Origin of the sequence: Plantactinospora sp. BC1 (assembly GCF_003030345.1) — a bacterium.
Lineage (GTDB): Bacteria > Actinomycetota > Actinomycetes > Mycobacteriales > Micromonosporaceae > Plantactinospora.
In genome coordinates this window covers 274,175-296,973 of record NZ_CP028158.1, presented here as the reverse complement: position 1 = coordinate 296,973, position 22,799 = coordinate 274,175, and the positions used below count along the sequence as shown (strand labels likewise).

Here is a 22,799-nt window from a genome sequence, read left to right as displayed (position 1 = left end):
CGCCCCCCGGCCCGGTAACCGGTCAGGACTCCGACCGGCCGAATCCGCGACCGGCTCCCGCCGGGTGCGGCGGGGCCGGCACCAACGTCCAGGAAGCCGGCCGCGTCAATCCCGCATCAGCGGTGCCAGACCGGAGAGCCGGAGCACGCGGGCGACGAGCGGCGGAGAGCCGAGTATCCGGTACGTCCAACCGGCGGCGCGGCTGGCCTCGTATCCGGCCAGGAGTGCGGCCACCCCGGCGGCGTCGATCAGCGGTACCCGGCTGAGGTCGACCTCCAGCCGACGCGCGGCGACCCGGCCGACCGACTCCAGCAGGGTGTGCCGGAGTTGACCGGCGGTGTCGTGGTCGATCTCACCCTCGACCCGGAGCCGCAGGACGCCGTCCCGGAGCTGTCCACGGAGCCGCAAGGCCGGCGGCCATCCACCCGGCTGGTAGCCGCGCCACGCGGGCGGTTCGTCGGTGAGCATCGCCACGCGCAGCCAGGAGAGTGTCTGGGTCAACAACCGGGACACGTGCATCTGGGAGATCCCGTACCGCTGCGCGATCTCCGACTGTGTCTTGTTCCCGTAGAAGCGCAGGGTAAGAATCTGGCGCTCGCGCGGCGGCAACTGCGCCAGCAGCCGTTGCAGGGTGACCCGCTCGTCGACGGTTTCGAGTTGGGCGTCCGGCTTGCCCATCTGGTCGGCCAGGGTGACGCTGCTGTCGTCGCGGCCGCGCAGGGGCGCGTCGTAGGAGGCGGGACGATACCCGAGCGAGGACTGCCGGGCCTGCCGGACGTCGACGACCGAGGCACCCATCTCCCGGGCCAGTTCCGCCTCGCTCGGCTCGCGGGCCAGCCGCTGCCGCAGGGTGGCCGCGCACTGCCGGACCTCCTGGGACAGCTCCTGTAGCTGGCGGGGGACGTGCACCCCCCAGGTGCGGTCCCGGAAGTGCCGCTTCAGCTCCCCCAGCACGGTGGCGGCGAGGTAGGCGCTGAAGGAACCGCGGCCCGGGTCGAACCGGGCGATCGCCAGCATCAGCCCGAGGCTGCCGGACTGTTGCAGGTCCTCCACCGGCTCGCCCCGCTCCCGGTACCTCCTGGCGAGGACGTGCACGAACGGCAGCGCCAGGCGGGCCAGTTCCTCGGCCTCGGCGGCCCGTTGCGACGGTGACAGGTGTCCGGCACGCTCGGCGTAGCGCAGGGCCGCCGCGTCGAGCATCGCCCGGTACGCATCGTTGTGGTCCATCACACGGGTCTCCGACGCGGCGGATGGCTTCGCTGCCATTCTCGAACTCCTCCGGGCCACGGCTTCGCAGATCGTGACGGCCGATGGCCGACCACGGTCTGCCTTTACCCCTGCCCCACGCCGCCGAATCAGCAGAGTTGGATCTCAGAACGGCGGCGGGGCGTAGCCACGATCCGACCGTTCCGGAGCCCGGCGTTCCGGGAGCCCGAGCAGGCTCGTCACCCCGGTGAGCTCGAACACCCGCAGGATGAAGGGCCGGGGATTGACCACGTACATCCGGCAGCCGAGCCGCTCGGCGTCGGCGCATCCGAACAGGAGGGTCCTGATCCCGGACGAGTCGCAGAATCTCAGTTGGGACAGGTCGACGGCGACGCTGGCGAACCCGTGCCGCAACACCTGGTCGAGCGCCCGGCGCAGCAGGTCGACGGTGTCCATGTCGAGATCACCGGCGAGTCGTACGGTGAGTGCCCCGGCCGTGCCCGGATCCAGCGCCACCGTCAGCGGCGGTCCCTGGCCGAGCAGCGGGTGGGTGTGCGGTGAATCCCTCCGGGTCTCCGCCCCGCCCGTCGCGGTGACGTGCCCGGTGGCCGATGGGGCGGCTCTCCGCTCAGCCACGGTGCTCGCCCCCACTGCTGGGGACGGCATGGCCGGCCACGCACCGCGTCACGTCGGGACGGTCCGCACCTGGCATGCACGACCGCGATTCCAGCCCGAAATCGGGGTGGACGCCGGTGAGGGTGAGGACGTGCTCGACCGTCCGGGAGATGTCACGGATAACCAACTCACCGCCGGCGCCGGTGACGATGCTCCGGGCCCGCAGCAGGGCGCTGACGCCGTGCGCGGAGAAGAACGTCACCGCCGACAGGTCGAGGACGAGCCGCAGCGGCCGGCCGCCGGCCAGCCGCTCGACGACCGTGACGAGACTGTCGGCGTTGCTCATGTCGACCTCACCCCGCGCCCCGAGCACGATCGTCGTGCCCTCGGGGTCCAACGTGAGTGACATTATCGGGGCACCGATGATCCGAGCTGTCGCGGAACTGGTTGCCCCCTGTTCAATCGGCATGACGCCTCCGGGGGTGATCGGCAGGAGCCGCCCGCTCAGGTAGTGTCGGGCGTCGTGGCGAACGGTTCGGGCGCACGTCTTGACCCACCGGCCACGTTACCCCGTTCGGGATGATTCGGCTCTATGGGAGGGGCCGCGACATCGTCCGGCTGCAAAAGCCCGAAGAGCTGGCGGGTGTGCCCGGCGGGCGTCGCTGGGAACAATCGACGGATGGACAGTATGGTCCAGTGCGAGACCCAACTGGTCGGCACCCGGGTGGTCGCCCGGTTTGTCGGCCACCTCACGGTGGCATCGGCCCCGTCGGTACGACTCAACCTGCTCAAGTGTCTGGCGGACCAGCCGGACGCGCTGGTGGTCGACCTCGCCGCGCTGACCGTCGCGCAGCCGACGGCGCTCACCGTGTTCACCGCCGTCGCCCGGCAGGCCGCCGTCTGGCCCGGCACCCCGGTTCTGCTCTGCGCTCCGGACACGACGACCTCGGCCCTGCTGAGCAGCGGGTCGTACGGGCGGATGGCGGTCTTCGACTCGATCGACCGGGCGCTGTCCACCGACGCCGGGCCGCTGCTGCCCTCGGTCAGGGAGATGCTCCTGCCGGTCTCCAGCGCGGCACGGCGGGCTCGGGACGTGGTCACCGACGCGTGCACCCGGTGGCACCTGGCGGATCCGGTGGGCCCGGCCTGCCTCGTCGCGACCGAGTTGGTCAGCAACGCGGTGACCCACGCCCAGACCCTGATCGACCTGCGCGTCTCGCTACGCCGTTACCTGATGATCGCGGTACAGGACGGCAGTGTGGCCGAGCCGAGGTTGTCCGTGCCCGCGCCGTCGACGCTGGGGACCGGGCGAGGGCTGCTGCTGGTCGACAGCGTGGCCCGGCGATGGGGCAGCGTTCCGGTCGAGGGCGGCAAGGTGGTGTGGGCCGCACTGGACATCGGCTCGCCGCCTCCCGACTGATCGGGCCGGCACCTCAGCACGCCGACGGCTCGTCGATCTCCATCACCAGGATCGCCCCGGTGGTGCCGTGCTGCTGGTTCGGCATCGGGGTGCCGGAGACCCGTACCTCGACCGGCCGCCCGCGCCGGTTGACCGCACTGACGGTCATCTGTTCGGTGTCCCCAGAAGTCCTCGGCGCGCCGGTTCCAGGACCGCGCCGCACCGCCTCGTCGATCACGACGACGCCGGCCCGAAGGAGAGGCGAGCGCGGCCGGCCCTCGGGGGCCGGCCGCGCCGATCATCCGTCCCACCGGTCGGCGTCGCGGGCCGCAGGGCGGTCAGCGGCGGTTCCCGGTCGCCAGGCCGAGCCCGATCATCCCGATCCCGAGACCGAGGTGCAGCCAGTCGTCGGCTCCGTTGAGCGGGACGAAGTTGGCCGGGCTGTCGTGGCTGATCACCAGGCCGTACAGCCAGAGCACCAGGTAGACGGCGCCGCCGGCGATGAGGTACACCCGGGCCCGCTCGGCCGTACGGGCCATCGCCAGGCCGACGACACCGAACAGCAGGTGCACGATGTTGTGCAGCACCGACACCTGGAAGACGCCGAGCAGCCGGGCGTCGGACTCGTGCCCGGCGAACATCATGCTGTCGTAGTTCGTCGTCACACCGGGGATGAAGCCGGCGATCCCGACCAGCAGGAACGCGACGCCGACCACCAGCGCCACCCTGCGGACCGGGGCGACGGCGTCGGTCGTGCCGGCGACGTCCGCCGTGGATCTGCCTACCATGTCGCACCTGCCATGTCGACGGTCAGTCCTGGCCGTCCGCGGCCCGCCGGAGCGAGTCGCGGACCCGATCCAGGACGGCCAGCGGCAGCCCCAGCGCGGCGTTGGCGGTGGCCGACTCGGCCCCGGGATGCGGCCGTGTCGGTGCCACCGCCTCCGCCGCCTGGAGCGCGGTGGCCAGCCGGCGGAGCCGGGTCGCCGGGACGTGCTGACGCAGGAGCGGGAACTCGTACCGTTCCTCGTGGCGCGCGTGCTGGAGCACCGCCTCCCGCAGCAGCAGCACGCCCTCGTCGAAGCCGTCCGCCTGCACGCCGCCGTCGACGAGTTCCTTCAGCATCTCCTTGGCCTGGCGTTCCTCCGCCAGCCGGTCATCGACCAGCTCGTCGCCGCCACCGCCCGGCAGCGTCCGGGCCAGCGGATGGACCACCTCCTCCTCGGCCGTCTCGTGCACGGCCAGCAGCAGGACCAGGTCGTCGAAGGCGTCCCGCCGCGTCTCGCCGTCACCCCCGGTCACCAGGAGGAACAGCTCCTCGATCCGCGCGTGCTGGGCGAGCAGCAGGTCGACGACGTCCGGTTCGGGGCCGGGGGTGGCGAGGGCCGAACCGGCGGTGGTGGCGGTGGCGGCGCCGTTGTCGTCAGGCACGGCGGGACCCCTCCTGGGCGCGAAGGGACTCGACCGGGTGCGGGCCCTCGGTCTCGATCCGGTACTCGTCGCCGAACTTCTCCCGGTGCAGGTCGATGACCTCCTCACTCGGCGGCTTCTGGCCGTCGTGGAGTTGCTGCTGCATCCACTCGAACCGTTCGTGCGCCTCCCGCACGTAGCCCTCGCCGAGCTTGTTCAGGTCGATCTGGGTGGCCAGGAGGTGGCGCAGATAGTCCTTGTTCGGCTCGAAGGTGAGCGGCTCCGGGACCCCGGTGCTGCCGACGATCTCCTCCGGCTCCCGGCCGTCGTGCACCCGCAGCAGGTTCGCCGCCTGTTGCAGGTGGGCCAGCTCCATCTGGAGGTGGAGTTCCCAGATCGCCTTGATCCGCGGGTCGCTCTCCTGCTCCATGAACGAGTAGTACAGCCAGCACTCGTTGTACTCGTGGGTGAGCAGCCGCTCCCACCAGTTCTCCCCCGCGTCGAGCAGCGACTCGTAGTGGGTGACGTGTTCCTGCTCGATCAGGCTGATCTCCTGGTAGAGCTGCCGGGCGATCGGCTCCATGTACTGCGGCCCGACGTTCATGTAGTAGATCATCACCTGCTGCTCGGCCGAGAGGATCGTCAGCGCGTTCAGCTTCGACCGGGGGTCGACGGTGTCCTTGTCGTACGGCGTCCGCACCTCGTCGAAGGGGTGCCGGTGCTCCGCCACGGTCGGCCGGCCCGGCATCACCTCGGTGAGCCCGTCGACGATCTTCTCCGCCTTGCGCCGCTCGACCATCTCGTACAGGTTGGCGTAGCGGTAGAGGTGGTCGAAGTCCTCCAGGACCCCGAACTCGTACGCCTGCTTCAGGTAGGGGTCCGGCTCGTGCCGGGCCACCCAGGCGGTGAGGTCGACCGCGACCTGCTCGTATCCGAGTGTCGTCTCCAGCACACTGGCCACCCCGGGCAGCAGCCAGTTCACCACCCGCTGCTGCTGGTTCTCGACGTACCGCACGTAGGCGAGCTGGCGGCGGACCTCCGGGTCGGGGCAGTTGCGGGCGAAGTTGTGCTGGAACATGATCGCCTCGACCTCGATGCCGTTCATCGTGATGATGCGGCAGCGGGTGTACGGGTCGACCGCCTCCGGGTCGATCGGTTCGACGTTCAGCTCACGCCAGTTGCGAATTTGCCTGTCCAGTGGCAGGCCCTGGTGCTCCAAGGGATTGAACACGATTTCTCCTCCAGCGGTCGAGTGCGCACCCCGTACCCTGGCGACCTGCCAATAAACGCGACATCAAAGCTTTTTGCGGTCGAGGGATGCCGATCCCGGCAAGCACGGCCATATCAGCGCGCGAACGCAGCACGATCCACTGTGCCGTGACATTTTTTCGGTCCGGCGGGAGTGGACGGTGATGATCGTCCAAGTCTCCGATCAACGGCGGCGGGTTTGGGGGATCTCCAGCCGGAGAATATGCAGCCACCTATTTCAATGGAGGTGGCATCATGGCCAGCAGATCCGAGCCGGTCGGCCGGACGGTGAACGAGACCGCCCTCGTTCGCAGGGTCGCGGTCGCCGTCAGCGCGGTCTTCCTGCTCGTCGGCGTCCTGGGCTTCATCCCCGGCGTCACGACCAACTACGACAGCATGACCTTCGCCGGGCACGAGTCCGACGCCCATCTGCTCGGTGTCTTCGAGGTCTCGGTGCTGCACAACATCGTGCACCTCCTCTTCGGTGTCGTCGGCCTGGCGATGGCCCGTACCGTCGAGCGGGCCCGGCTGTACCTCATCGGCGGTGGCGCCGTCTACCTGGTCCTCTGGCTGTACGGCCTGGTCATCGGGCATGACAGCGCCGCCAACTTCGTCCCGCTCAACGGTGCGGACAACTGGCTGCACTTCTTCCTCGGGGTGGGGATGATTGCTCTCGGGCTCCTCACCACCAGGAAGCGCTGACGCGATCGATGCTGGCCGGTCGGGTGGGTCACCGACCGGCCAGCATCGTGGTCGGCGCGGACACGCAGCGCGGGAGGCACGAATGGACGCTCCACCTCCACCCCGGGTGGCTCACCCGGTGATGTACCACCGGTGGAACTGGATCAGCTTCCTCCACTGGCGCTACCCGCCGGCTCTGGTGCAGGCGATGCTCCCCGCCGGGCTGCGGGTGGAGACCTTCGACGGGTCGGCCTGGATCGGCCTGACCCCGTTCCTCATGCAGGGGGTCCGGCCACCCGTCGTGCCGAGCGTGCCGTGGCTGTCGGAATTCCCGGAGACGAACGTCCGGACCTACGTCCGTGACGGGCGGGGCCGCAGCGGCATCTGGTTCCTGTCCCTGGACGCGGCGCGGCTGCCCGCCGTGGTCGCCGCCCGCGCCGGCTACGCACTGCCGTACTTCTGGTCGGACATGACGGTACGCCGGGCCGACGACCGGATCTCCTACCGGTGCGCCCGCCGCTGGCCCGGCCCGAGGGGGGCGCGCTGTGACGCCGACGTACGGCTCGGTCCGCCGCTCGCCGAGCGCGAGCGCGACGAGCTGGCGCACTTCCTGACGGCGCGGTACCGGCTGTTCAGCGTCGTACTCGGCCGGCTCGTCGCCGCCGAGGCGGAACACGTCGAGTGGCCGCTGCACCGCGCCGAACTGCTGCACCTGGACCAGGATCTGCTCCCCTCGGCGGGTCTGCCACCGCCGGACGGGGAACCGCTGCTGCACGCGTCCGTAGGGGTCCCGGTCAGAGTGGGAATGTGGCACCCCTGATCCGTCGCCGCCCCCGGGTCCGGCCGGACTGCGACGGTGCGCCGGTGGCCCGTGCCACCGCCCCGCCACCCCGACGCCTGCCGGCGCTCACCGCTCGGTGGGCTCGCCCTGGGGCCCCTTCGGTGCGAGCTGCCCCTCCGCCGGGGTCGCCTGGCGACGCAACTGGCCCTGCTCGCTCTCCGAGTACTGTCCGGCCTGGCGCAGCGGCGGCGAGTAGGCGTGGATCGTCACCGTCTCCCCCGCGCCCGGCTCGCGTCGCATCCGGTGGATGAAGGTCTCGTCGAAGCAGAAGACCTCGCCCGCCCTGACCGCCTCGCCCTCCGGCTCACCCTCCAGCCGCAGGCGTTCGTGCCGGATGGCGCCGCGGACCACGAAGACGGCGCCCTTGGAGGCGTGGTGGTCGTGGTAGCCGGTGTCGTGCTGGTCGGCCATCCAGGAGATCGCCCAGATTCCTTGGCACCCCGCTCGGTCCCGAACCATGCGACCGGCCGCAGCCGTCCTCGCCCACCGCCGCCGCAGCCGGTCGCGGTCGACCTGTCACAGGTGGACGACCGGCCGGCGGCGAGCCGTGCCGACCCGCGACCTCCCGGCTGGGCCGGGCCCGGACGTCGATCGGCCATCGCCCGCGTCAGCGCGGCGGACCACACTGACGAGGCGATGGCCGGATCGGACGCTACCGCTTGACGATCCTGATCGTCGCCGTACGGTACTTCTCGCGCCGGTCTTTCTTCGTCGGGTCGTAGTTGTTCTCGATGTTTCCGGCGGCATCGACCGAGAACCAGCGGAACGTGGTCGTCTCGGTCACGTGGAACACCTGCCCCGGCTCACGGAACTCGGTCGCCTCGTAACGCGGCGAGTCCAGGGTGGGCCGGCTGCCGTCCGTCGTGTAGTAGATGGTGGCCGGTTCGCTGGTCTCGAAGCGCACGTCGACGGAGTCGCGGTATGTCCCGGCGCCGGGAAGGAGCCGGGAGGTCGGGTCCCGCTTGTCGTTGCCCCACTCCGCCGCGATCCGGAACATCTCCATGATCCCGTTGGCGTACTCCATCGTCTCGGCGTGGCCGCTGACGAGTTCCGGGTCACCCACCCACGGTGGCTGGAACGAACCGCCCTGCCAGTCGCCGGTACCCGGGTTGTAGACCGAACCGCCGACCTCCCAGCCGAAGGCGTAGATCCCGTAGGTGTGATAGAGGTCCTCGCGTACGTTGCCGGCCGAGGAGTAGAGGACGTCCGACGAGCCGCCGACGTTCTCCGGCGTGACGACGGTCTGCCGGTGCGCCTTGACCTGTGACAGGATCCGGGCGGCCGACTGCCAGTAGAACGCCTCGTCACCCAGCGGCGGCCGTGGCGTGGTGATCCGCCCGTCCGCGATGTAGGCGCCGGGCTGCCAGAAGAGCTGGCCGCCGTTGGAGTGCACCGACATCATGAACTTGATGTTCGAGTACTTCTCGACCAGCCAGATGATGTTCTTCGACTCGGGCTCGGAGAGCTCCGCCGGTCCCTGGTAGGTGTTGCTGACGCAGTTGGTCGAGCCGCCCGCGTAGCCGTCGTGGCCCGACCCGACCCGGTAGTTGCGGTTCAGATCGACGCCCCAGGCGTTCCGCTGCCCCGGATCGGCGTTCTCGTCCGGGCAGTGGTTCGTCATGTTCCGGCGCTGCGAGGCGAAGTTGTAGAAGCTGTAGTTCGCCCCGTCGGGGTTGTTGGAGAGAATCAGGAAGATGTCGGTGTCGTTGACGATCTTCTTCGTCTCCCGGTCGGTCCGGTAGTTGTGCACCAGACGCTCGGCCGTCTCCAGCGTGGTCGTCGCCGGTACCCACTCGCGGGCGTGGTCCTGCGCCTGGATCAGGACGCCGGGCTTCTTGCCGTCGCGGTGCTTGCCGATCCGCAGGACCGGGATGGTGGCCGGGCCCCGGGGCACCTCGCCCGCCGGTGCGCCGTCACGCTTCTGGTCGAGGAAGTCGGTCAGCGCGACCGGACCCGGCGTCGGCGCGACGATTCCGGTGCCGGCGTTCGTCCGGTACGGGTGCGCCCGGTCGACGAGGCCCCGGGAGCCGCTCTCCAGCGCCGCCGCCACCTCGGCGGCGGTACTCGCCAGCGCGCCGGAGGCGTCCTTGGCGAGGAGGACCCGGACCGCCTTGCCGACGACCTCGACACCGAGCGGGAGGTTCGCACCCGGCCGCTCCACGAACTCGACGGTCACCTCGTTGCCGCCCTGGTGGCCCCAGGCCGCCGAGCTGACGACGACCGCCTCCTGCCCGGTACCGCCGATGGTGGCCTGCGCCTTGCGCTGGTAGCCGTTGGTCCGGTTCGGCAGGTAGACGATCTCCGCGATGTCCGGGTACTGCCGGGCGATCTCCTCGGCGCGGCGGTAGAGCTGCTGCGGGTGCCGGTAGCCGTCCACGAAGTCCGACCGGTAACCCGGACGCGCGGTCAGCGGCGGCGGCGCGTTCTCCAGCCAGTTGGAGACGTCGCCGGTGGTGACACCGCCGGTCGAACTGGTGACCCGGATCTGCTTCGGCCGTACGTCGAGTTTGAACAGGTTCCGGTGGAACATGTACTGCCCGGAGTCGACGAACCGGCTCATCGTCCGGGCGAAGCCGAACGGGGTGCCCCGGCCCGAGTCGTTTTCGAGCTGCATCTCCACGACCGGGTCCGACTGCTGCCCCTCGGTGGTCCGGGCCTCGACGTAGAGGAAGCCCTGGCCCTTCGTGGTGAACCAGTCGGCGCGGACCACCCGTACCGTCTTCTCGTGGGTCTGCGGCTGGACCGCCCGCGCGCCGAGGGCGGCGAACCCGCCGTCGGCCCGGTCACTCCAGGAGAAGGACTCGTCGTCGCCGAGGATCTTGACGCCCATCGCCTGGACCTCGGCGACCTGCGCGGCGGTCAGCACCGCCTCGCCCTCGATGCCGGCCGGTACGCGCCGGAGGCCGTGCTCGAGGTCGAAGCCGGCGGCGACGACCTTGTCGAGCATGTCGGCGCCGGTCAACTGGATGCGTACCAGGCGTACCGACTCCTGGCTCTCCAGTGGGGATCGCCCGGAACCGGCCGGGTCGGTGGACCTGGTGGGATCCGCACCCGCCGGTGCGGTCGCCATCAGGACGGTCCCCACCAGGGCGGGCAGCGCGAAGAGCGCGGTGCGCAGTCGTCTGCGTCGCATGCTCCCTCCTTCTGTTTGCGGCCTCTGGTCGATGCGCGTGGAGCGGCCGGTGGACGAGGCTGGGTGCGGTGAGCGTATGCGCATTCTTCACATCGACGGACGACCCGAAGCGGATCTTGAGCATTACTTGAGATTTCGCCCCGGTTCCCGGGCCGGCCCCGGGCCAGCACGGCGGCGAGCGCCGGACCGGCCACGACGGCGGAGCGCCGCACCGGCGCCGCCGGCCGGCGAACCGACCGCTACCGGTCGACGGGTTCGCCGCCGCAGCCGGCGGCCTTCGCGCGTACCGCCGGATCGGTGGAGGCGAGCAGTGCGGCGACCACGGCTGGCTGGTCGGCGGGGGTCAGATGGTCGAACAGGTCCTCGATCGGGTCCCAGTTCCACAGGTACGGCCCGATCTGGATGCCGTACTCGTCCGAGGCGCGGTCGAGCCAGTGGTCCCCGTCGGCCCAGCCCGCCCGTACGGCCGCCACCGCCACCTCCCCCGGCCACGGTGCCGGCGCCCGGGCCGCGGCCAGCGCCGCCGCGGCGCGTACCGGGCCCGGCTGGCCCTCCCCGAGCGCCTCGGCGAGCAGGGCGGTGGCCGGGTCGAGGGCGGCGGCCGCGATGACGAGCGCTCCCCGCGCCTGGTCGTCCGTCTCGACCGTCCACCGGTCGCGCAGTGCCGGCAGGATGTCGCCGGCCCGCTCCGGGCACTGCCCGAGCGCGTAGGCGGCGGCCAGCCGGCTCCACGGCTCGGCTGCGGCGAGCAGGGGCAGCAGCCGGTCGACCTCGGCGGTGACCGTGCGGCGGAGTGCGGCCAGCACCGGATGGTCCGGGTCGACGATCTGCGCCATGTCGCCGAGCAGGTGCGCGATGCCGCCCGGATCGGTGGTGGCGGGGTGGTCCAGCAGAGCGGCCAGGAACGGCACCGCCGGGGCGGTCGCCGGGCAGACGTTGCCCTGGTGCAGGATGCGGGCGCGCAGCTCGTAGAGCGCGTACAGCGCGTCCTCCTCGTCGGGACCGCCGATCCGGCGGATCAGGTCCGGCACGTCATTCGCGCGGCCGTACGCGTGCGTCAGCTCCGCCCACGGCACCCGGTCGAGTCCGTCCAGCACGACGGTGACGGTACACAGTGTCGGCCTCCCGGGTCGCCGACGCCCGCTGCGCGGTCCGACCCACCGCGAAGATCGTCAAGGCCGGATCGCCGGTAGGATCGCCGGGATTGCCGTGGTGCGCCTGGAACCCAGCGCCAAGGAGGCCCCGCCGTTCTCACGAGGGACAGCGGGGCTGACCCGCGGAGCCGGGCCGCTCCCCGGTGTCGACGCGGCGGTGCCCGCTTCCGTCGGCCGCACCTTGTAGCATTGCCGCGTTCTTCAGTCGGCTGCTGAAACGAGACGACATGCGGTGGTTCCAGCGCCTGCTGGGTCGGAGGCAGATCCAGCACGATCCGGCCCGACAGGAGGCCCTCCTCCAGGACCTTCGGCACCGGTTCGGTGCCGGCGGGCAGGTCCGGTTCGCCGACCAGGCCGATGCGGTCAGCCGGTTGCTGGATGGTGACGACGGTCTGCTCGTGGCGGCCCGGGTCGTCGGGGAGTTCGCCGACGCGGCCCACGCGGACCTCCTCGCCCAGGCCGCCGAGCTGTACCGGCGCACCGGACGCCGGCTCGTGGTCGACCGGCGGAACTACCGGCCGCTGTGGCGGGAGGCCGGGCCCCAGCTGCGCTGGCCGCTGCTGGCGCTGCGGTGCGACTTCCACCCGTACGTCCAGGTGGCCGGGGCGGTGGCGGTCGTCGGCGCCCGGGCGCCCCGGCTGGTGCGGATGACCGACCCGAGCCCGCTGCTGCGACACGTGTTCGAGGTGCTGGACCTCACCGCCGCCGGCTGGGAGTACGGCCGGGTCCGGGCGGACGTCGACGCCGCCGCCCTGGCCAACCGGCTGATCTCGACCGCCCGGCAGATCCGCGCGGCGATGGACGACCCGCCCCGGCTGCCGCCGCCGGCCCGGGAGCTGATGCGGCGCAACAACAACATCGACGTCTACGACCCCAGCGGGCACCGGGTGGTCAGCGCGATCAACCTGGGCGCGGAGATGCGCCCGGCCCTGCTGGCCTGAGCGCACCGCCGGCCAACCCGACCGACCCGACCGACCCGATCGGCGCGGGGCACGGGAGCCGGGGCGCCGGAGGCGACGGTCCCCCGGGCCGGCGCGGGGGGCGGTGTTCCGGCGATGCCCGGATGTCCGTTTCGCCGGTCGGCCCCGGGTTGCTCGCCCGGCACAGATCCGCCCGGCCGGCGGGTGACTCCGGGCCCGCCGTGGGTATGCGCACCGCGCGGACGGGCCCTCGGTGGGCATCGGCGGGCGACCGCCGCGTCCGGGAGCGAAGTCGGGAGGGCGGTCATGGGATACCGGGCGCGCCAGGGTGAGCAGCCGGTCGATCTGGACCGCGCCGAGGACGAGGAGGGTCAGGCCAGGTTGACCCAGGTGGTCGCCGACACGGAGGTCCCGGCCCCGTCGGGTACGGACGAGAGGCCGGACATCGTCACCGAGGACGACGGCTCCGGGATGGCCGGTGGGGCGTCCGGCGGCAGCGGCGGCAGCTCGGCGACGACCGGGCACCCCGATTCCGTGCACTGAACCGATCACGTGCACTGAACCGATTCCGTGCACTGAACCGATCACGTGCACTGAACCGACACCGCGCACTGAGCCGAGCACGTAAGCCGATCACGCGCACTGAGCCGACACCGTGAGCGCCCCCGCCCCGGTGGACGGCGCTGAAACGCGTACCGGAAAAGGCCGCCCGGCGGGGCGGTCCCGGAGGTCGTCGCCGGTGTTCGGCGGGAGGCGCCGCGGCCCCGGGGCACCCGGGTAGCGGCGCCGTTTCTCGTCACGCCGGTTCGCGGCGTCCGCTCTCGGCCGGGTCCGGGTGGATGTGGCCGGTCGGGCGGTAGGTCCACGCCGAGGGCGCTGGCCAGCGGAACCTCCCGCACCGGCGGTCACCCGACGCGGCGGAGCTTCCGGAGCCGGCCACCTGAAGTGATCACGGGGCGACGGTCAGCGAGAGAATCCGGCGGCACCGGAGCAGCATTGACATGTTTCACCGCCTTGCCTGAAACTTATCAAGTCGGCATCGGTGATCATCGATTACTTGCTGGCGAGACCATCACCCCACCCGGAAGGAGAGCCCTGGTGGCCACCAACTCGGGCTGCTCTAGCCTCCGCTCGACGGTCGTCACGCTGGCGGTAGCGGCGCTCGCGGTCGTCGGAACGGTAACTGTAGTAGCGAGAACGACAACCACCGCCGAGGCCGCCGCCGACGTCGTCGTGGCCGCCTCTGGCGTCGAGGACGAGGGCGCCGACTGTCCCGTACCCGGCTCGGGGTCCTCGACATCCAACTCCCGGCTTCCCGACCCGTTCCGGAAGATGGACGGTACCCGGATCACCAGCAAGGCCGACTGGCGTTGCCGGCGGGCCGAGACCAGGGAGCTCGCGGAGCGGCACGTCTACGGCCAGAAACCCGCGAAGCCGGCCACCGTCACCGGGACGGTGTCGAGCTCCAGCATCACGGTGAACGTCTCCGACCAGGGCCGCAGCGCGAGCTTCTCGGCCGGCGTCCAACTGCCCAGCGGCACCGGCCCCTTCCCGGCCGTCGTCGTGGTGGGCGGGCTCGGCGCCGACACCTCCACCATCCGCTCCGCCGGGGTCGCCACCATCAGCTTCGACCCGCTGGCCGTGGGCCGGGAGGGCACCCCGCGGAACAACAAGCAGGGCGCCTTCTACAGCATCTACGGCGCGTCCAGCAGTACCGGCATCCTGATGGCCTGGGCCTGGGGCGTGAGCCGGATCATCGACGTGATCGAGTCCTCCGGCGGCAACATCCTCCGGGCCGACGCCATGGGGGTGACCGGCTGCTCCCGGTACGGCAAGGGCGCCTTCACCATCGGCGTCTTCGACCAGCGCATCGCGCTGACCATGCCGATCGAGTCCGGCAGCGGCGGCGTCGGCGCCTTCCGCTCGATCGCCACCGAGAGTGGGGCACAGCCGCTGAGCAGTGCGTACGGCGAGCAGCCGTGGCTGGGTGACGCGTTCAGCTCCTTCACCGGCAACCCGAACAGCCTGCCGGTCGACACCCACCAGATGGTGGGGATGGTGGCGCCGCGCGGCCTGTTCATCATGGACAACCCGCACGTCGACTGGCTGGGCGCCCGCTCCGGCAGCGTGGCGGCGCTGGGCGGTGCCGAGGTCTACAAGGCACTCGGGGCCGGCGACAACATCACCTACTGGTCCGACGTCCAGGACGGCACGCACTGCGCCGTCCGGTCCGAGTGGCGTACCCCGCTCCAGCAGAACCTCCAGAAGTTCCTGCTGAAGACGGGCAACGCCGCCGGTACGATGCGGATCTCCAGCCGGAAGGCGGGCAACCTGGCCGAGTGGCGGGACTGGCAGACCCCGACCCTGACCGACGGTCCGGGCACGACGCCCACCACGCCGCCGACCGGTGGGCCGACCACGCCGCCGGTCACCACCCCGCCCACCACGCGGCCGCCGACCACCCCGCCGGTCAGCGGAGCCTGCTCGGCGACGGTGTCGCTCAACCAGTGGACGGGCGGATTCGTCGCCACGGTACGGGTCACCGCCGGTTCCGCGCCGGTCAACGGCTGGACGGTCTCGATGACCCTGCCGTCGGGGGCCAGTGTCACGAACGTCTGGAACGCCAACCGCAGCGGGAACACCGGTGCGGTGCAGTTCAGCAACGTCAGTTTCAACGGCTCGATCGCCGCCGGCCAGTCGACCGAGTTCGGCTTCCAGGGGTCGGGTTCCGGGACGGGGATGAGTCCCACCTGTTCGGCCGGATAGTTCGCCCCAGCGATCGTCCCGGGGCCCGGTGTGGCGGCGAGCAGCCTCCGCACCGGGCCCCGGCCCGGTTCAGAGCAGTCCCCGCCCGGCCAGGTTGGCCATCAGGTCGCGGATGCCGAAGTTCCAGGGCTCGCACTCCTCGCTGTGCCGGACCCGGTTGACCAGGGTGCCGAGCGGGGCGGAGCTGATCCGGACCACGTCGTCGACCCTGTGCGTGAAGCCCTCCCCCGGGCGGTCCCGGTCCTGGATCGGCGCGAACATGGTGCCGAGCATCAGTACCGCACCGTCCGGGTACTGGTGGTGCCGGCCGAGCATCTGCCGTACCAGCTCCGCCGGGTCGCGCGACATCCGCGACATCTCCGAGACGCCGTCGAGCCGGAAGCCGTCCGCGCCCTCGATCTCCAGCGCCAGCTCGAGCCCGCGTACCCGGTCCAGGTCGAACCGGTCGTCGAAGAGCCGGACCAGCGGGCCGAGCGCACACGAGGCGTTGTTGTCCTTCGCCTTCGGCAGCAGGAGCGCGGAGCGACCCTCGACGTCCCGCAGGTTCACGTCGTTGCCGAGGGTCGCCCCGACGATCCGCCCGGTCGACGCGACCAGCAGCGCCACCTCCGGCTCGGGGTTGTTCCAGGTCGACGCGGCGAGTACGCCGACGGGTTCGGCGGTACCGACGGCGGAGAGGACCTGCCCCTTGGTGAAGATCTCGGCGTCCGGCCCGATCCCCACCTCGAGGTACTGGCTCCAGACTCCCTCGGCGACCAGCAGTTCCTTCAACCGCGCCGCCTGCTCGGACCCCGGGGTCAGCTCCGCCAGCTCGGTGCCCACCTCGGCGAGCAGCCGCTGCCGGATCTCCGCCGCGCGCCCCAGGTCGCCCCGGGCCCGTTCCTCGATGACCCGCTCCAGCAGCGAGACCGCGAAGGTCACCCCGGCGGCCTTGAGCGCCTGGAGGTCGACCGGTGCCAGCAGCCAGGGCCGGTCGCGGTCCCGGTCGGCCCGGCCCGTGTTGGCCAGCAGCTCGGCGAAGGCACCGACCCGCCGGCCGGCGAGCCCGGCGACCACGGCGGCGGGTTCCGGCAGCTCGCAGATGTCCCGCACGGTGGCGAACTCGGCGCTGAGGTCGAAGACGTCGCCGTCGCGGACCAGCACGGGCGACGGTCCGCCGACGGCGGGATCCCAGATCCGGCCGACCAGGACGCTCTGCTCGGCGTCCTCGGGCAGCGCGGCGGCGGCGGTCCCAAACCAGTCGGCGGTCGTCTCGGGCGGTGGCAGGGTCACGAGCGACTCCCAGGGTGACGAGGGACCACTCGGCTCGGGACGGATGCCGTCGGCGGCGGCCCGGAACATGAGCAGGGGTGCGGCGTGCAACGATACCGCCGGAGCGCCCGAAGATCGAACTCGACGCGGCGGGGCGGGGCGGGGCGGGGCGGGACCGTCGACTCAGGCCCCGGCCAGCTCCAGGTAGCGGGTCTGACCGTCGGCACGGGCCCGCAGCACCTCGGCCAGCAGGGCCCGGCGGGGCTCGGCGAGCAGCGCCCGGGCCTCGGCCGGCGGGACGAAGGCGTACCCGGCGAGTTCTCCGGGAGGCAGCACGATCGCCGCCCGCTGCTCCGGCGACAGCACGCCGCCGTCGAAGACGAAGAAGAGCTGTCCGTCCGGGCCGTTCGCCGTCCAGGCGACCACGAGCGGCGGACCGACCGGGAGATCGAGCCCGAGTTCCTCTCGCAACTCCCGGCAGCAGGCCGCCCGGGGTGTCTCGCCGGTGTCGACGGCGCCGCCCGGCAGGTTCCAGAACGGTTTGTACGTCGGGTCGACCAGCAGGATCCGGCCGTCGGTGTCGACGATCAGCGCACCGGCGGAGGCCCGGGGCCGGGCGGGGGTGCTCTCCGGCATGGTCGGGTCCCCCGTCCGGGCGGTCCGGCTCCCCGGCCGGGCCGGGTGACGGTCTCGGAAAAAGGATGTAGCCGGCTCCCACGGGGGAAGGAGTCGGCTACATCGAATAGGAACCATAGGTCATGCCGGCCCGGAGAGCAAAGGCGGGGTCGGCCCCGCCCCGGGCCGCGGGGCGGGGCCGGCCGCTCGGGTCGGCTGGATCAGGTGCCGATGTTCGACTGCGGCCCGGCGTACGTGCGCAGCAGCGCGGGCAGCCCGGCAGCCGGGTCGAGGGTGTACGAGTAGAAGCTGCTCGGGTTGAACGCCGACCCCTTCGAGGTGACCTTGCCGGAGTCCCAGGGGCTGTTCACCAGGACGTTGCCCCGGTTGACCAGCTCACCGGCCTCGACGTAGTACGGGTTGCGGCTGTTCTCGAAGTAGCTGTTCTCGACCACCCCCTTGGTCAGGCCCCGGATGTAGTTGCCGTACGAGGAGGTGTTCTGGAGGTAGTTGTTGTAGAGGTGGCAGTAGGCGATGTTGTCCGCGCTCGGGTTGCGGGTCCGGGTGTTCTGGAACCAGTTGTGGTGGATGGTGATCCGGGCGGTGACGTTGTCGGTCCAGCCGATCCCGAACGTCTTGTTGTTGTCGACCAGGTGGTTCCACGAGACGGTCAGGTTGGTGGTGTCCTTGCGGCTGTCGATCAGGCCGTCGTTCATCCGGGACAGCCGGTTGTGGTCGATCCAGATCCGGTTCGCGGTGTCCATCTGGATGGCGTCGTAGTCGTACGCGTCGTCGTCCGGGTCGTCGTCGGGCATCAGGGTGTCGCGGATGGTCAGGTTGCGGATGATCACGTTGCTGACCCCGGCGCCGAGGAAGAAGCCGCCGCCGACGATGTGTCCGCTGGTGCCGACCCCGATGATGGTCTTGTTGGAGGCGACCCGCAGCTCGGTGCCCTTGGGACTGATGGTGATGGTGCCGGCGACCCGGATCACGTACGGGGCGCTCGCGGTGACGTACTGGTTGAGTTGTGCCTGGGTGTTGACGGTGACGGTCTGTCCGCCGGCCCCGCCGGTGGTGCCCTGCGCGAAGCCGTCGGCCGTGTTCGACCAGTTCCGTCCGCCGCCGGTCGGCGTCGGGTCGGGAGTGCCGCCGACCCGGTCGAAGGCCCACTGCATCCGGGCCACGTCCGCGCAGGTCTCCTGGACGACCGGGTTGCCGTCCGCCGCCGCGCCGTCCCGGTCGCTGACGCACAGTCCACTCGCCGCACTCGTGATCCGGTATTTTCCGGCCGCCGACGAGGCCGCGAAGGACCACCCCTGGTTCACCTTCGTACCGTCGCCGCAGCCCCACTGCTGCAACCGCAGCCCGGACACCGCCGAGCCCGACGGCACGTCCAGGCAGCGGGTACTGCCGACGTTCACCAGGGTGAACCGCCCCCCGGACGACACCACCCGCCACTGCTGACGCGCCGACGCCGAGCACGACGCCTGCTGCACCAGCGCACCGTTGTCGACCGAACCGTTCACCACCTCCAGGCACTTGCCGGACGCGCCGACCGCGAGGGTGTAGACACCGCCGTGCGCGGGTGCCTCGGCCGCCCGGGACGGCAGCGCCGACACCGCCACCACGACGGCGGGCACCGTCAGGGCCGCCACGCCCGCCGCCAGCACACGCCGGAGCACCGGCGCAATCCTCTGGGACATCGACTATCCTCTCTGCTCACAGGATGGCCGGTCGGGTGGGGTGCGACGCATCGCCGATCGGGAGCGTCGCCGACGGGGGCCAGGGTTGGTCTGATTTGATGCCGGGTCGCGACGGCGGCCGTCCCGGTACGCGGGTTCGCGACGGTGGGAGCCGAAGATCAGGATCCTGTCGGCCGTCATCGTGGGGCTGGGTAGCCGTCGCCGGCCCGGACGGGCGACGAGCTGACGGAGAGGTGGTTGCCCGCCACCGATCCGCCTCGATGCACCTGCGAGGCTATGGCACCCCGCCGGATTAAATCAATCGATGAAACAAACTCCCCTGCCGGGTACCCGCCGGCCGGCGGGTTGCCGTCGTCTGCCATCCTCGGGGCGGTGACGACCGGCCAGCCGACCAGACGCCGCGCCCGGCGCCGCCCACGGAGCCGTACCACCAGGATCCTGTTGACCATCACCGCGATCGGGTCGGCCGTGGTCGTGCTCGCGGTGGCCGTGATCGCCGCGGTGCTGCTCTGGCCACCCGGTCCGCGCCCGCTCTTCCAACTGCCGGTGGCCTGCGGCGAGGCGTGGCAACTCGGCACCTATCCCGGGCACGACGACTACGACGTCGACCTCTTCCCGACCGAGGGCGAGGCGTGGGGGCGGCCGGTGCTCGCGTCGTACGGCGGTCGGGTCACGGTCGCCGGGATCAACGGTTCGCTTGGCGGCCGTACCCCGGAGAACCCGGACGGTCCGCGCGGCCGGGGCGGCGGCTACTGGGTGAAGATCGACCACGGCGGCAAGTGGGAGACGCAGTACCTGCACCTGCTCGAACCACCGCTGGTCGAGGTCGGTCAGCGGGTCGAACAGGGCGAGCAGATCGGACGGGTCGGCAGCACCGGCAACTCCGGCGCGCCGCACCTGCACTACGAGCAGCGGCAGGGCTGGCAGAAGGTCGAGGCGTACTTCGACGGCGAGCCGTCCGGCATCACCCACGACGACACCGAATACACGGTCACCCGGACCAGCGGCAACTGCCCGCAATAGACAGCTTTCTATATTGGTACTCCGGGCATATGCTCGCGGTGCCCTGCCGGCGGCAGCGCGGCACCCGGCCGGCGGAGGACGCGGGAATGCTGGCCACCGGAGGAACGCGATGCCACGGCGATCCGGAACACCACACCGGGCACTCTGCGCCGTCGTACTCGCGGTGATGCTGCCGGTGCCGCCCGCCGCGGCCGCACCGGCCGGCTCCGGGCCCCCGGCTGGCCGCGACGCCCGGGCGGCGGACTTCGCCGTCTTCGGCTTCAGCCAGTCCGACGTGCACGAGGAGGACCCGCAGGTCTACGAACTCGTCCCCGACGTCACCATCCGGGCCATCGGGAAGTGGTCCAGCAACGGCGACGAGGCGGCCGACTACAACTTCGAGCAGATCCGGCGCTACCACGCCAGGGGCATCACCTTCATGGGCAGCGGGACGGCCAGCGTCATCTTCCCGCACGACTTCGCCAGCACCGAGATCTTCGACGACATGTCGACCCGGGACGCGGAGAACAATCCGGTACCGCACGACGAGTTCGGCTTCCCCGACCCGGCCCGCCGGGGCAACATCTTCAATCCGAGGTACCGGGACTACCTGCTCGACTGGGCGAAGATCCAGATCGACGGCGGCGTGGACGGGATCAACCTCGACGAGGTCAACGCCGGGTTCAGCGGCGGGCAGAAGTACGGCTTCAACGGCAACGAGGGCTTCGACGACCACGCCATCGCCGACTTCAACCGGTACCTGCTGGCGAAGTACCCGGCCTTCACCGCCGCCGACTGGAAGTCCCGGTTCGGGATGACCGACGACAACCTGGTCCGCCCCGACGTGCCCGCCGACGACCTGACCGGCAACTTCAACTACCGCGACTACCTGCGGGCGGGCGGCTGGCACCTCGACCCGCTCAACCCCGGCAACCCGATGGCCGCCGAGTGGGGACGGGTCACCGCCAACCGGATGTACGCCGACGACCACTCCTTCACCGCCAGCTACCTACGGCGGTACTGGAAGGAGCTGGTGGACGAACTGCGGGCGTACGCCCGGGACAGCGCGGACCGGCACCTCCTGGTCAGCTCGAACGGGCTGCTGCCGTACGTCGACTTCAACAGCGTCGGGATGTATCCGTGGAACCCCGACGAGCAGACCCCCGACTTCCGGGGCGCCGACTACGTGCCGGTGGTCGACGGGCACCTCAACGGGGCGAAGTCGTTGCAGGCCAACTACCGCTACCTGAAGGAGCGCAACCGCGAGATCGCCGGTGACGTGCCGGTGGCGGTCTTCATCGACTGGCCCAACGACATGATGACCAACTACCAGAACCTGCCGCTCGCGGAGAAGCGGGACTACTGGCAGATCTTCGGCGCCGAGGCGTACGCCAACGGGCTCTTCCCGGCCTTCCACCTCAAGGACACGATCGGCGGCCCGACGGCGGAGCAGTCCGGGATGCTCGGCTTCTTCCGGACGTACACCCGGTTCTACCGGGAGCACCGGGCGCTCTACCGCGGCAACGCGCACGCCGCGCAGCAGGTCCGGGTGGGCACCGGCAACGTCGCGGCGAGCCTGCTGGTGCAGCGCGGCAGTGGGGCGCGGACGCTGCACCTGGTCAACCACAACTACCAGCGGGGGATCATCCCGCAGACCGGCGTCGACGTACGGGTGGAGCTGCCGTCCTGCCCCCGGCGGATCACGCTGGTCTCGCCCGACTTCGCGGGGTCGCGGGTGCCGGCCTGGTCCTGCCGGCACGGCCGGCTGTCGGTGACGGTCGACCGGCTCGACTACTACGGGGTGCTGGTGCTGGGCTGACGCCGGGGGTTCACCGGCGGGACCGGCCCGGGCGGCTACGACAGCGTGGCCCGGGTCAGCTCGTAGCCGTCCGCGGTCAGGGTCCGGGTCATGTGCTCGGCGTACCACTGCGGCCAGTCGGGGTCGGCCCGGCCGAGTTGTTTCTCGTGCTCCCCGTGCGCCTCCGAGGCCCGCTTGAGCGCGTCCAGCAGCCGCTCCGTCATGTTGGTCTCCACCGCCGGTCTCCCACCCTTCCGCACCGACTTCCGACGACTGTGCCACACCGGGCCGGAGCTTCGGGCCGGTTTGTCGGTGCTGATCTCTGCTGATGGTTCGGCCGGAAGCCGCCGGGGTAGGAGGCTTCGGGTACCGGAAGATCGAGCTGAGGAGCGACATGCCCACCCTGCGTGCCCTCGTCCTGTGCTGCACCCTCAAGCCCTCCCCCGCGCCGTCCAGCGCCGAACTGCTCGGCCGGGAGGTCCTCGCCGCGCTGGCCGACCACGACGTGCAGGGCGAGGTGGTCCGGGTGGTGGACCACCGGGTCAGATTCGGTGTCTCCACCGACGAGGGCGACGGCGACGAGTGGCCGGCCATCCGGGCCAAGCTGATGGAGTCGCAGATCCTCGTCGTGGCCACCCCGATCTGGCTGGGTCAGCCCTCCAGCGTCTGCAAGATGGTGCTGGAACGCCTCGACGCCGAACTCTCCGAGACCGACGAGCAGGGCCGGCTGCGGACCTACGGCAAGGTCGGCGCGGTGGCCGTGGTCGGCAACGAGGACGGGGCGCACCACGTCACCGCCGAGGTGCTCCAGGCACTCAACGACGTCGGGTTCAGCGTCGCCGCCGCCGCGTCCACCTACTGGGTCGGCGAGGCGATGGGCGGTACCGACTACCGCGACGCCGGGCCGAAGCCGGAGACCACCGGCGCCGCCACCAGGACACTGGCCCGCAATGCCGCACACCTGGCGCACCTGCTGGCGGCGCAGCCGTACCCGTCGAGCTGACCCGCCAGCTCAGGAACCGTTCGGTCGGCCCCCTCCGGGAGTCCCTGGAGGGGGCCG

The 22,799-nt window shown here is 71.2% G+C and carries 23 protein-coding genes; 9 read left to right on the top strand and 14 right to left on the bottom strand.

Translation table 11 applies throughout. The features are described from left to right. Positions 1-105 precede the first annotated feature (105 nt). From C6361_RS01205 to C6361_RS01195, 3 genes are all read right to left on the bottom strand, one after another. Positions 106-1,227 carry a SigB/SigF/SigG family RNA polymerase sigma factor gene (locus C6361_RS01205; RefSeq protein WP_107266461.1) on the bottom strand — a complete coding sequence of 374 codons (1,122 nt, stop codon included), beginning with the start codon at positions 1,225-1,227 and terminating at the stop codon, positions 106-108. Between the two features lie 144 nt (positions 1,228-1,371). Then, a complete protein-coding gene (locus tag C6361_RS01200) occupies positions 1,372-1,842 on the bottom strand; it encodes an STAS domain-containing protein (protein WP_159079114.1) in 471 nt (156 codons plus the stop codon). After that, entirely contained in the window at positions 1,835-2,230 is a 396-nt protein-coding gene (locus tag C6361_RS01195) for an STAS domain-containing protein (RefSeq protein ID WP_159079113.1), read from the bottom strand. Before C6361_RS01195 ends, C6361_RS01200 begins: the two co-directional genes overlap by 8 nt. Before the next feature lie 270 nt (positions 2,231-2,500). Here C6361_RS01195 and C6361_RS01190 point away from each other — a divergent pair, with 270 nt between their 5' ends. Further along, positions 2,501-3,241: an ATP-binding protein gene (locus tag C6361_RS01190; RefSeq protein WP_234359250.1), complete on the top strand. Its 741-nt coding sequence runs from the start codon at positions 2,501-2,503 to the stop codon at positions 3,239-3,241. 13 nt (positions 3,242-3,254) lie between these two features. Here the strand turns inward: C6361_RS01190 and C6361_RS38790 are convergent, their stop codons facing one another. The 4 genes from C6361_RS38790 to C6361_RS01175 all read right to left on the bottom strand — a co-directional run bounded on the left by C6361_RS38790 (position 3,255) and on the right by C6361_RS01175 (position 5,858). Then, positions 3,255-3,389 (bottom strand): hypothetical protein, encoded by a 135-nt coding sequence (locus C6361_RS38790; RefSeq protein ID WP_255416197.1) that lies wholly within the window; start codon positions 3,387-3,389, stop codon positions 3,255-3,257. A 169-nt stretch (positions 3,390-3,558) separates the two neighbouring features. Beyond that, positions 3,559-4,008, bottom strand: a complete 450-nt coding sequence (locus C6361_RS01185) for a DUF4383 domain-containing protein (RefSeq protein ID WP_107266458.1) — start codon at positions 4,006-4,008, stop codon at positions 3,559-3,561. Between the two features lie 22 nt (positions 4,009-4,030). After that, the gene (locus tag C6361_RS01180) at positions 4,031-4,648 is read right to left on the bottom strand and encodes a hemerythrin domain-containing protein (protein WP_107266457.1); all 618 of its coding nucleotides are present in this window, start codon (positions 4,646-4,648) and stop codon (positions 4,031-4,033) included. Next, the gene (locus tag C6361_RS01175; RefSeq protein WP_199853192.1) at positions 4,641-5,858 is read right to left on the bottom strand and encodes a hypothetical protein; all 1,218 of its coding nucleotides are present in this window, start codon (positions 5,856-5,858) and stop codon (positions 4,641-4,643) included. The genes C6361_RS01180 and C6361_RS01175 overlap by 8 nt, the downstream gene beginning before the upstream one ends. Before the next feature lie 272 nt (positions 5,859-6,130). Here C6361_RS01175 and C6361_RS01170 point away from each other — a divergent pair, with 272 nt between their 5' ends. Together C6361_RS01170 and C6361_RS01165 are read left to right on the top strand one after the other, a co-directional pair. After that, the gene (locus C6361_RS01170) at positions 6,131-6,577 is read left to right on the top strand and encodes a DUF4383 domain-containing protein (protein WP_107266456.1); all 447 of its coding nucleotides are present in this window, start codon (positions 6,131-6,133) and stop codon (positions 6,575-6,577) included. 82 nt (positions 6,578-6,659) lie between these two features. Continuing rightward, entirely contained in the window at positions 6,660-7,376 is a 717-nt protein-coding gene (locus tag C6361_RS01165; RefSeq protein ID WP_107266455.1) for a YqjF family protein, read from the top strand. Between the two features lie 87 nt (positions 7,377-7,463). Here C6361_RS01165 and C6361_RS01160 read toward each other — a convergent pair whose 3' ends face one another. The 3 genes from C6361_RS01160 to C6361_RS01150 all read right to left on the bottom strand — a co-directional run bounded on the left by C6361_RS01160 (position 7,464) and on the right by C6361_RS01150 (position 11,627). After that, the gene (locus C6361_RS01160) at positions 7,464-7,856 is read right to left on the bottom strand and encodes a hypothetical protein (protein WP_107266454.1); all 393 of its coding nucleotides are present in this window, start codon (positions 7,854-7,856) and stop codon (positions 7,464-7,466) included. Between the two features lie 193 nt (positions 7,857-8,049). Continuing rightward, positions 8,050-10,530: a M14 family zinc carboxypeptidase gene (locus C6361_RS01155; RefSeq protein WP_107266453.1), complete on the bottom strand. Its 2,481-nt coding sequence runs from the start codon at positions 10,528-10,530 to the stop codon at positions 8,050-8,052. Between the two features lie 239 nt (positions 10,531-10,769). Continuing rightward, on the bottom strand, positions 10,770-11,627 hold the full coding sequence (locus tag C6361_RS01150) for a hypothetical protein (protein WP_107266452.1): 858 nt from the start codon (positions 11,625-11,627) through the stop codon (positions 10,770-10,772). A 284-nt stretch (positions 11,628-11,911) separates the two neighbouring features. On the opposite strand from C6361_RS01150, the gene C6361_RS01145 reads away from it, so the two are divergent. From C6361_RS01145 to C6361_RS01135, 3 genes are all read left to right on the top strand, one after another. Then, a complete protein-coding gene (locus tag C6361_RS01145) occupies positions 11,912-12,625 on the top strand; it encodes a hypothetical protein (protein ID WP_107266451.1) in 714 nt (237 codons plus the stop codon). Between the two features lie 285 nt (positions 12,626-12,910). Continuing rightward, positions 12,911-13,147, top strand: coding sequence for a preprotein translocase YidC (locus C6361_RS01140; protein ID WP_107266450.1), 237 nt, complete (start codon positions 12,911-12,913; stop codon positions 13,145-13,147). 789 nt (positions 13,148-13,936) lie between these two features. Then, positions 13,937-15,370: a cellulose binding domain-containing protein gene (locus C6361_RS01135; protein WP_107270656.1), complete on the top strand. Its 1,434-nt coding sequence runs from the start codon at positions 13,937-13,939 to the stop codon at positions 15,368-15,370. Between the two features lie 69 nt (positions 15,371-15,439). On the opposite strand, the gene C6361_RS01130 is transcribed toward C6361_RS01135, so the two are convergent. The 3 genes from C6361_RS01130 to C6361_RS01120 form a co-directional block, all read right to left on the bottom strand. Next, complete coding sequence (locus C6361_RS01130; protein ID WP_234359248.1) at positions 15,440-16,642, bottom strand: fumarylacetoacetate hydrolase family protein; 1,203 nt, start codon at positions 16,640-16,642, stop codon at positions 15,440-15,442. Positions 16,643-16,804: 162 nt separating this feature from the next. Beyond that, positions 16,805-17,257 (bottom strand): NUDIX hydrolase, encoded by a 453-nt coding sequence (locus C6361_RS01125; RefSeq protein ID WP_107266448.1) that lies wholly within the window; start codon positions 17,255-17,257, stop codon positions 16,805-16,807. A gap of 200 nt (positions 17,258-17,457) precedes the next feature. Next, positions 17,458-18,939 (bottom strand): RICIN domain-containing protein, encoded by a 1,482-nt coding sequence (locus C6361_RS01120; RefSeq protein ID WP_107266447.1) that lies wholly within the window; start codon positions 18,937-18,939, stop codon positions 17,458-17,460. 372 nt (positions 18,940-19,311) lie between these two features. Here C6361_RS01120 and C6361_RS01115 point away from each other — a divergent pair, with 372 nt between their 5' ends. Both C6361_RS01115 and C6361_RS01110 read left to right on the top strand, forming a co-directional pair. Next, complete coding sequence (locus C6361_RS01115) at positions 19,312-19,962, top strand: M23 family metallopeptidase (protein WP_234359247.1); 651 nt, start codon at positions 19,312-19,314, stop codon at positions 19,960-19,962. A gap of 109 nt (positions 19,963-20,071) precedes the next feature. After that, positions 20,072-21,760 (top strand): hypothetical protein, encoded by a 1,689-nt coding sequence (locus C6361_RS01110; protein WP_159079112.1) that lies wholly within the window; start codon positions 20,072-20,074, stop codon positions 21,758-21,760. 35 nt (positions 21,761-21,795) lie between these two features. Here the strand turns inward: C6361_RS01110 and C6361_RS01105 are convergent, their stop codons facing one another. Next, positions 21,796-21,963, bottom strand: a complete 168-nt coding sequence (locus tag C6361_RS01105; RefSeq protein WP_159079111.1) for a hypothetical protein — start codon at positions 21,961-21,963, stop codon at positions 21,796-21,798. A gap of 170 nt (positions 21,964-22,133) precedes the next feature. Here C6361_RS01105 and C6361_RS01100 point away from each other — a divergent pair, with 170 nt between their 5' ends. Further along, on the top strand, positions 22,134-22,742 hold the full coding sequence (locus C6361_RS01100) for a flavodoxin family protein (protein ID WP_107270655.1): 609 nt from the start codon (positions 22,134-22,136) through the stop codon (positions 22,740-22,742). Positions 22,743-22,799: the final 57 nt, after the last annotated feature.

What these genes read in the sequence shown, in the direction of transcription:
- C6361_RS01205 (WP_107266461.1), bottom strand. Translation starts at nt 1,227, where the DNA reads ATGGACCACAACGATGCGTACCGGGCGATGCTCGACGCGGCGGCCCTG.
- C6361_RS01195 (WP_159079113.1), bottom strand. Translation starts at nt 2,230, where the DNA reads ATGTCACTCACGTTGGACCCCGAGGGCACGACGATCGTGCTCGGGGCG.
- C6361_RS01190 (WP_234359250.1), top strand. Translation starts at nt 2,501, where the DNA reads ATGGACAGTATGGTCCAGTGCGAGACCCAACTGGTCGGCACCCGGGTG.
- C6361_RS38790 (WP_255416197.1), bottom strand. Translation starts at nt 3,389, where the DNA reads ATGACCGTCAGTGCGGTCAACCGGCGCGGGCGGCCGGTCGAGGTACGG.
- C6361_RS01185 (WP_107266458.1), bottom strand. Translation starts at nt 4,008, where the DNA reads ATGGTAGGCAGATCCACGGCGGACGTCGCCGGCACGACCGACGCCGTC.
- C6361_RS01170 (WP_107266456.1), top strand. Translation starts at nt 6,131, where the DNA reads ATGGCCAGCAGATCCGAGCCGGTCGGCCGGACGGTGAACGAGACCGCC.
- C6361_RS01165 (WP_107266455.1), top strand. Translation starts at nt 6,660, where the DNA reads ATGGACGCTCCACCTCCACCCCGGGTGGCTCACCCGGTGATGTACCAC.
- C6361_RS01160 (WP_107266454.1), bottom strand. Translation starts at nt 7,856, where the DNA reads ATGGTTCGGGACCGAGCGGGGTGCCAAGGAATCTGGGCGATCTCCTGG.
- C6361_RS01155 (WP_107266453.1), bottom strand. Translation starts at nt 10,530, where the DNA reads ATGCGACGCAGACGACTGCGCACCGCGCTCTTCGCGCTGCCCGCCCTG.
- C6361_RS01145 (WP_107266451.1), top strand. Translation starts at nt 11,912, where the DNA reads ATGCGGTGGTTCCAGCGCCTGCTGGGTCGGAGGCAGATCCAGCACGAT.
- C6361_RS01140 (WP_107266450.1), top strand. Translation starts at nt 12,911, where the DNA reads ATGGGATACCGGGCGCGCCAGGGTGAGCAGCCGGTCGATCTGGACCGC.
- C6361_RS01135 (WP_107270656.1), top strand. Translation starts at nt 13,937, where the DNA reads ATGGACGGTACCCGGATCACCAGCAAGGCCGACTGGCGTTGCCGGCGG.
- C6361_RS01125 (WP_107266448.1), bottom strand. Translation starts at nt 17,257, where the DNA reads ATGCCGGAGAGCACCCCCGCCCGGCCCCGGGCCTCCGCCGGTGCGCTG.
- C6361_RS01120 (WP_107266447.1), bottom strand. Translation starts at nt 18,939, where the DNA reads ATGTCCCAGAGGATTGCGCCGGTGCTCCGGCGTGTGCTGGCGGCGGGC.
- C6361_RS01110 (WP_159079112.1), top strand. Translation starts at nt 20,072, where the DNA reads ATGCCACGGCGATCCGGAACACCACACCGGGCACTCTGCGCCGTCGTA.
- C6361_RS01105 (WP_159079111.1), bottom strand. Translation starts at nt 21,963, where the DNA reads ATGACGGAGCGGCTGCTGGACGCGCTCAAGCGGGCCTCGGAGGCGCAC.
- C6361_RS01100 (WP_107270655.1), top strand. Translation starts at nt 22,134, where the DNA reads ATGCCCACCCTGCGTGCCCTCGTCCTGTGCTGCACCCTCAAGCCCTCC.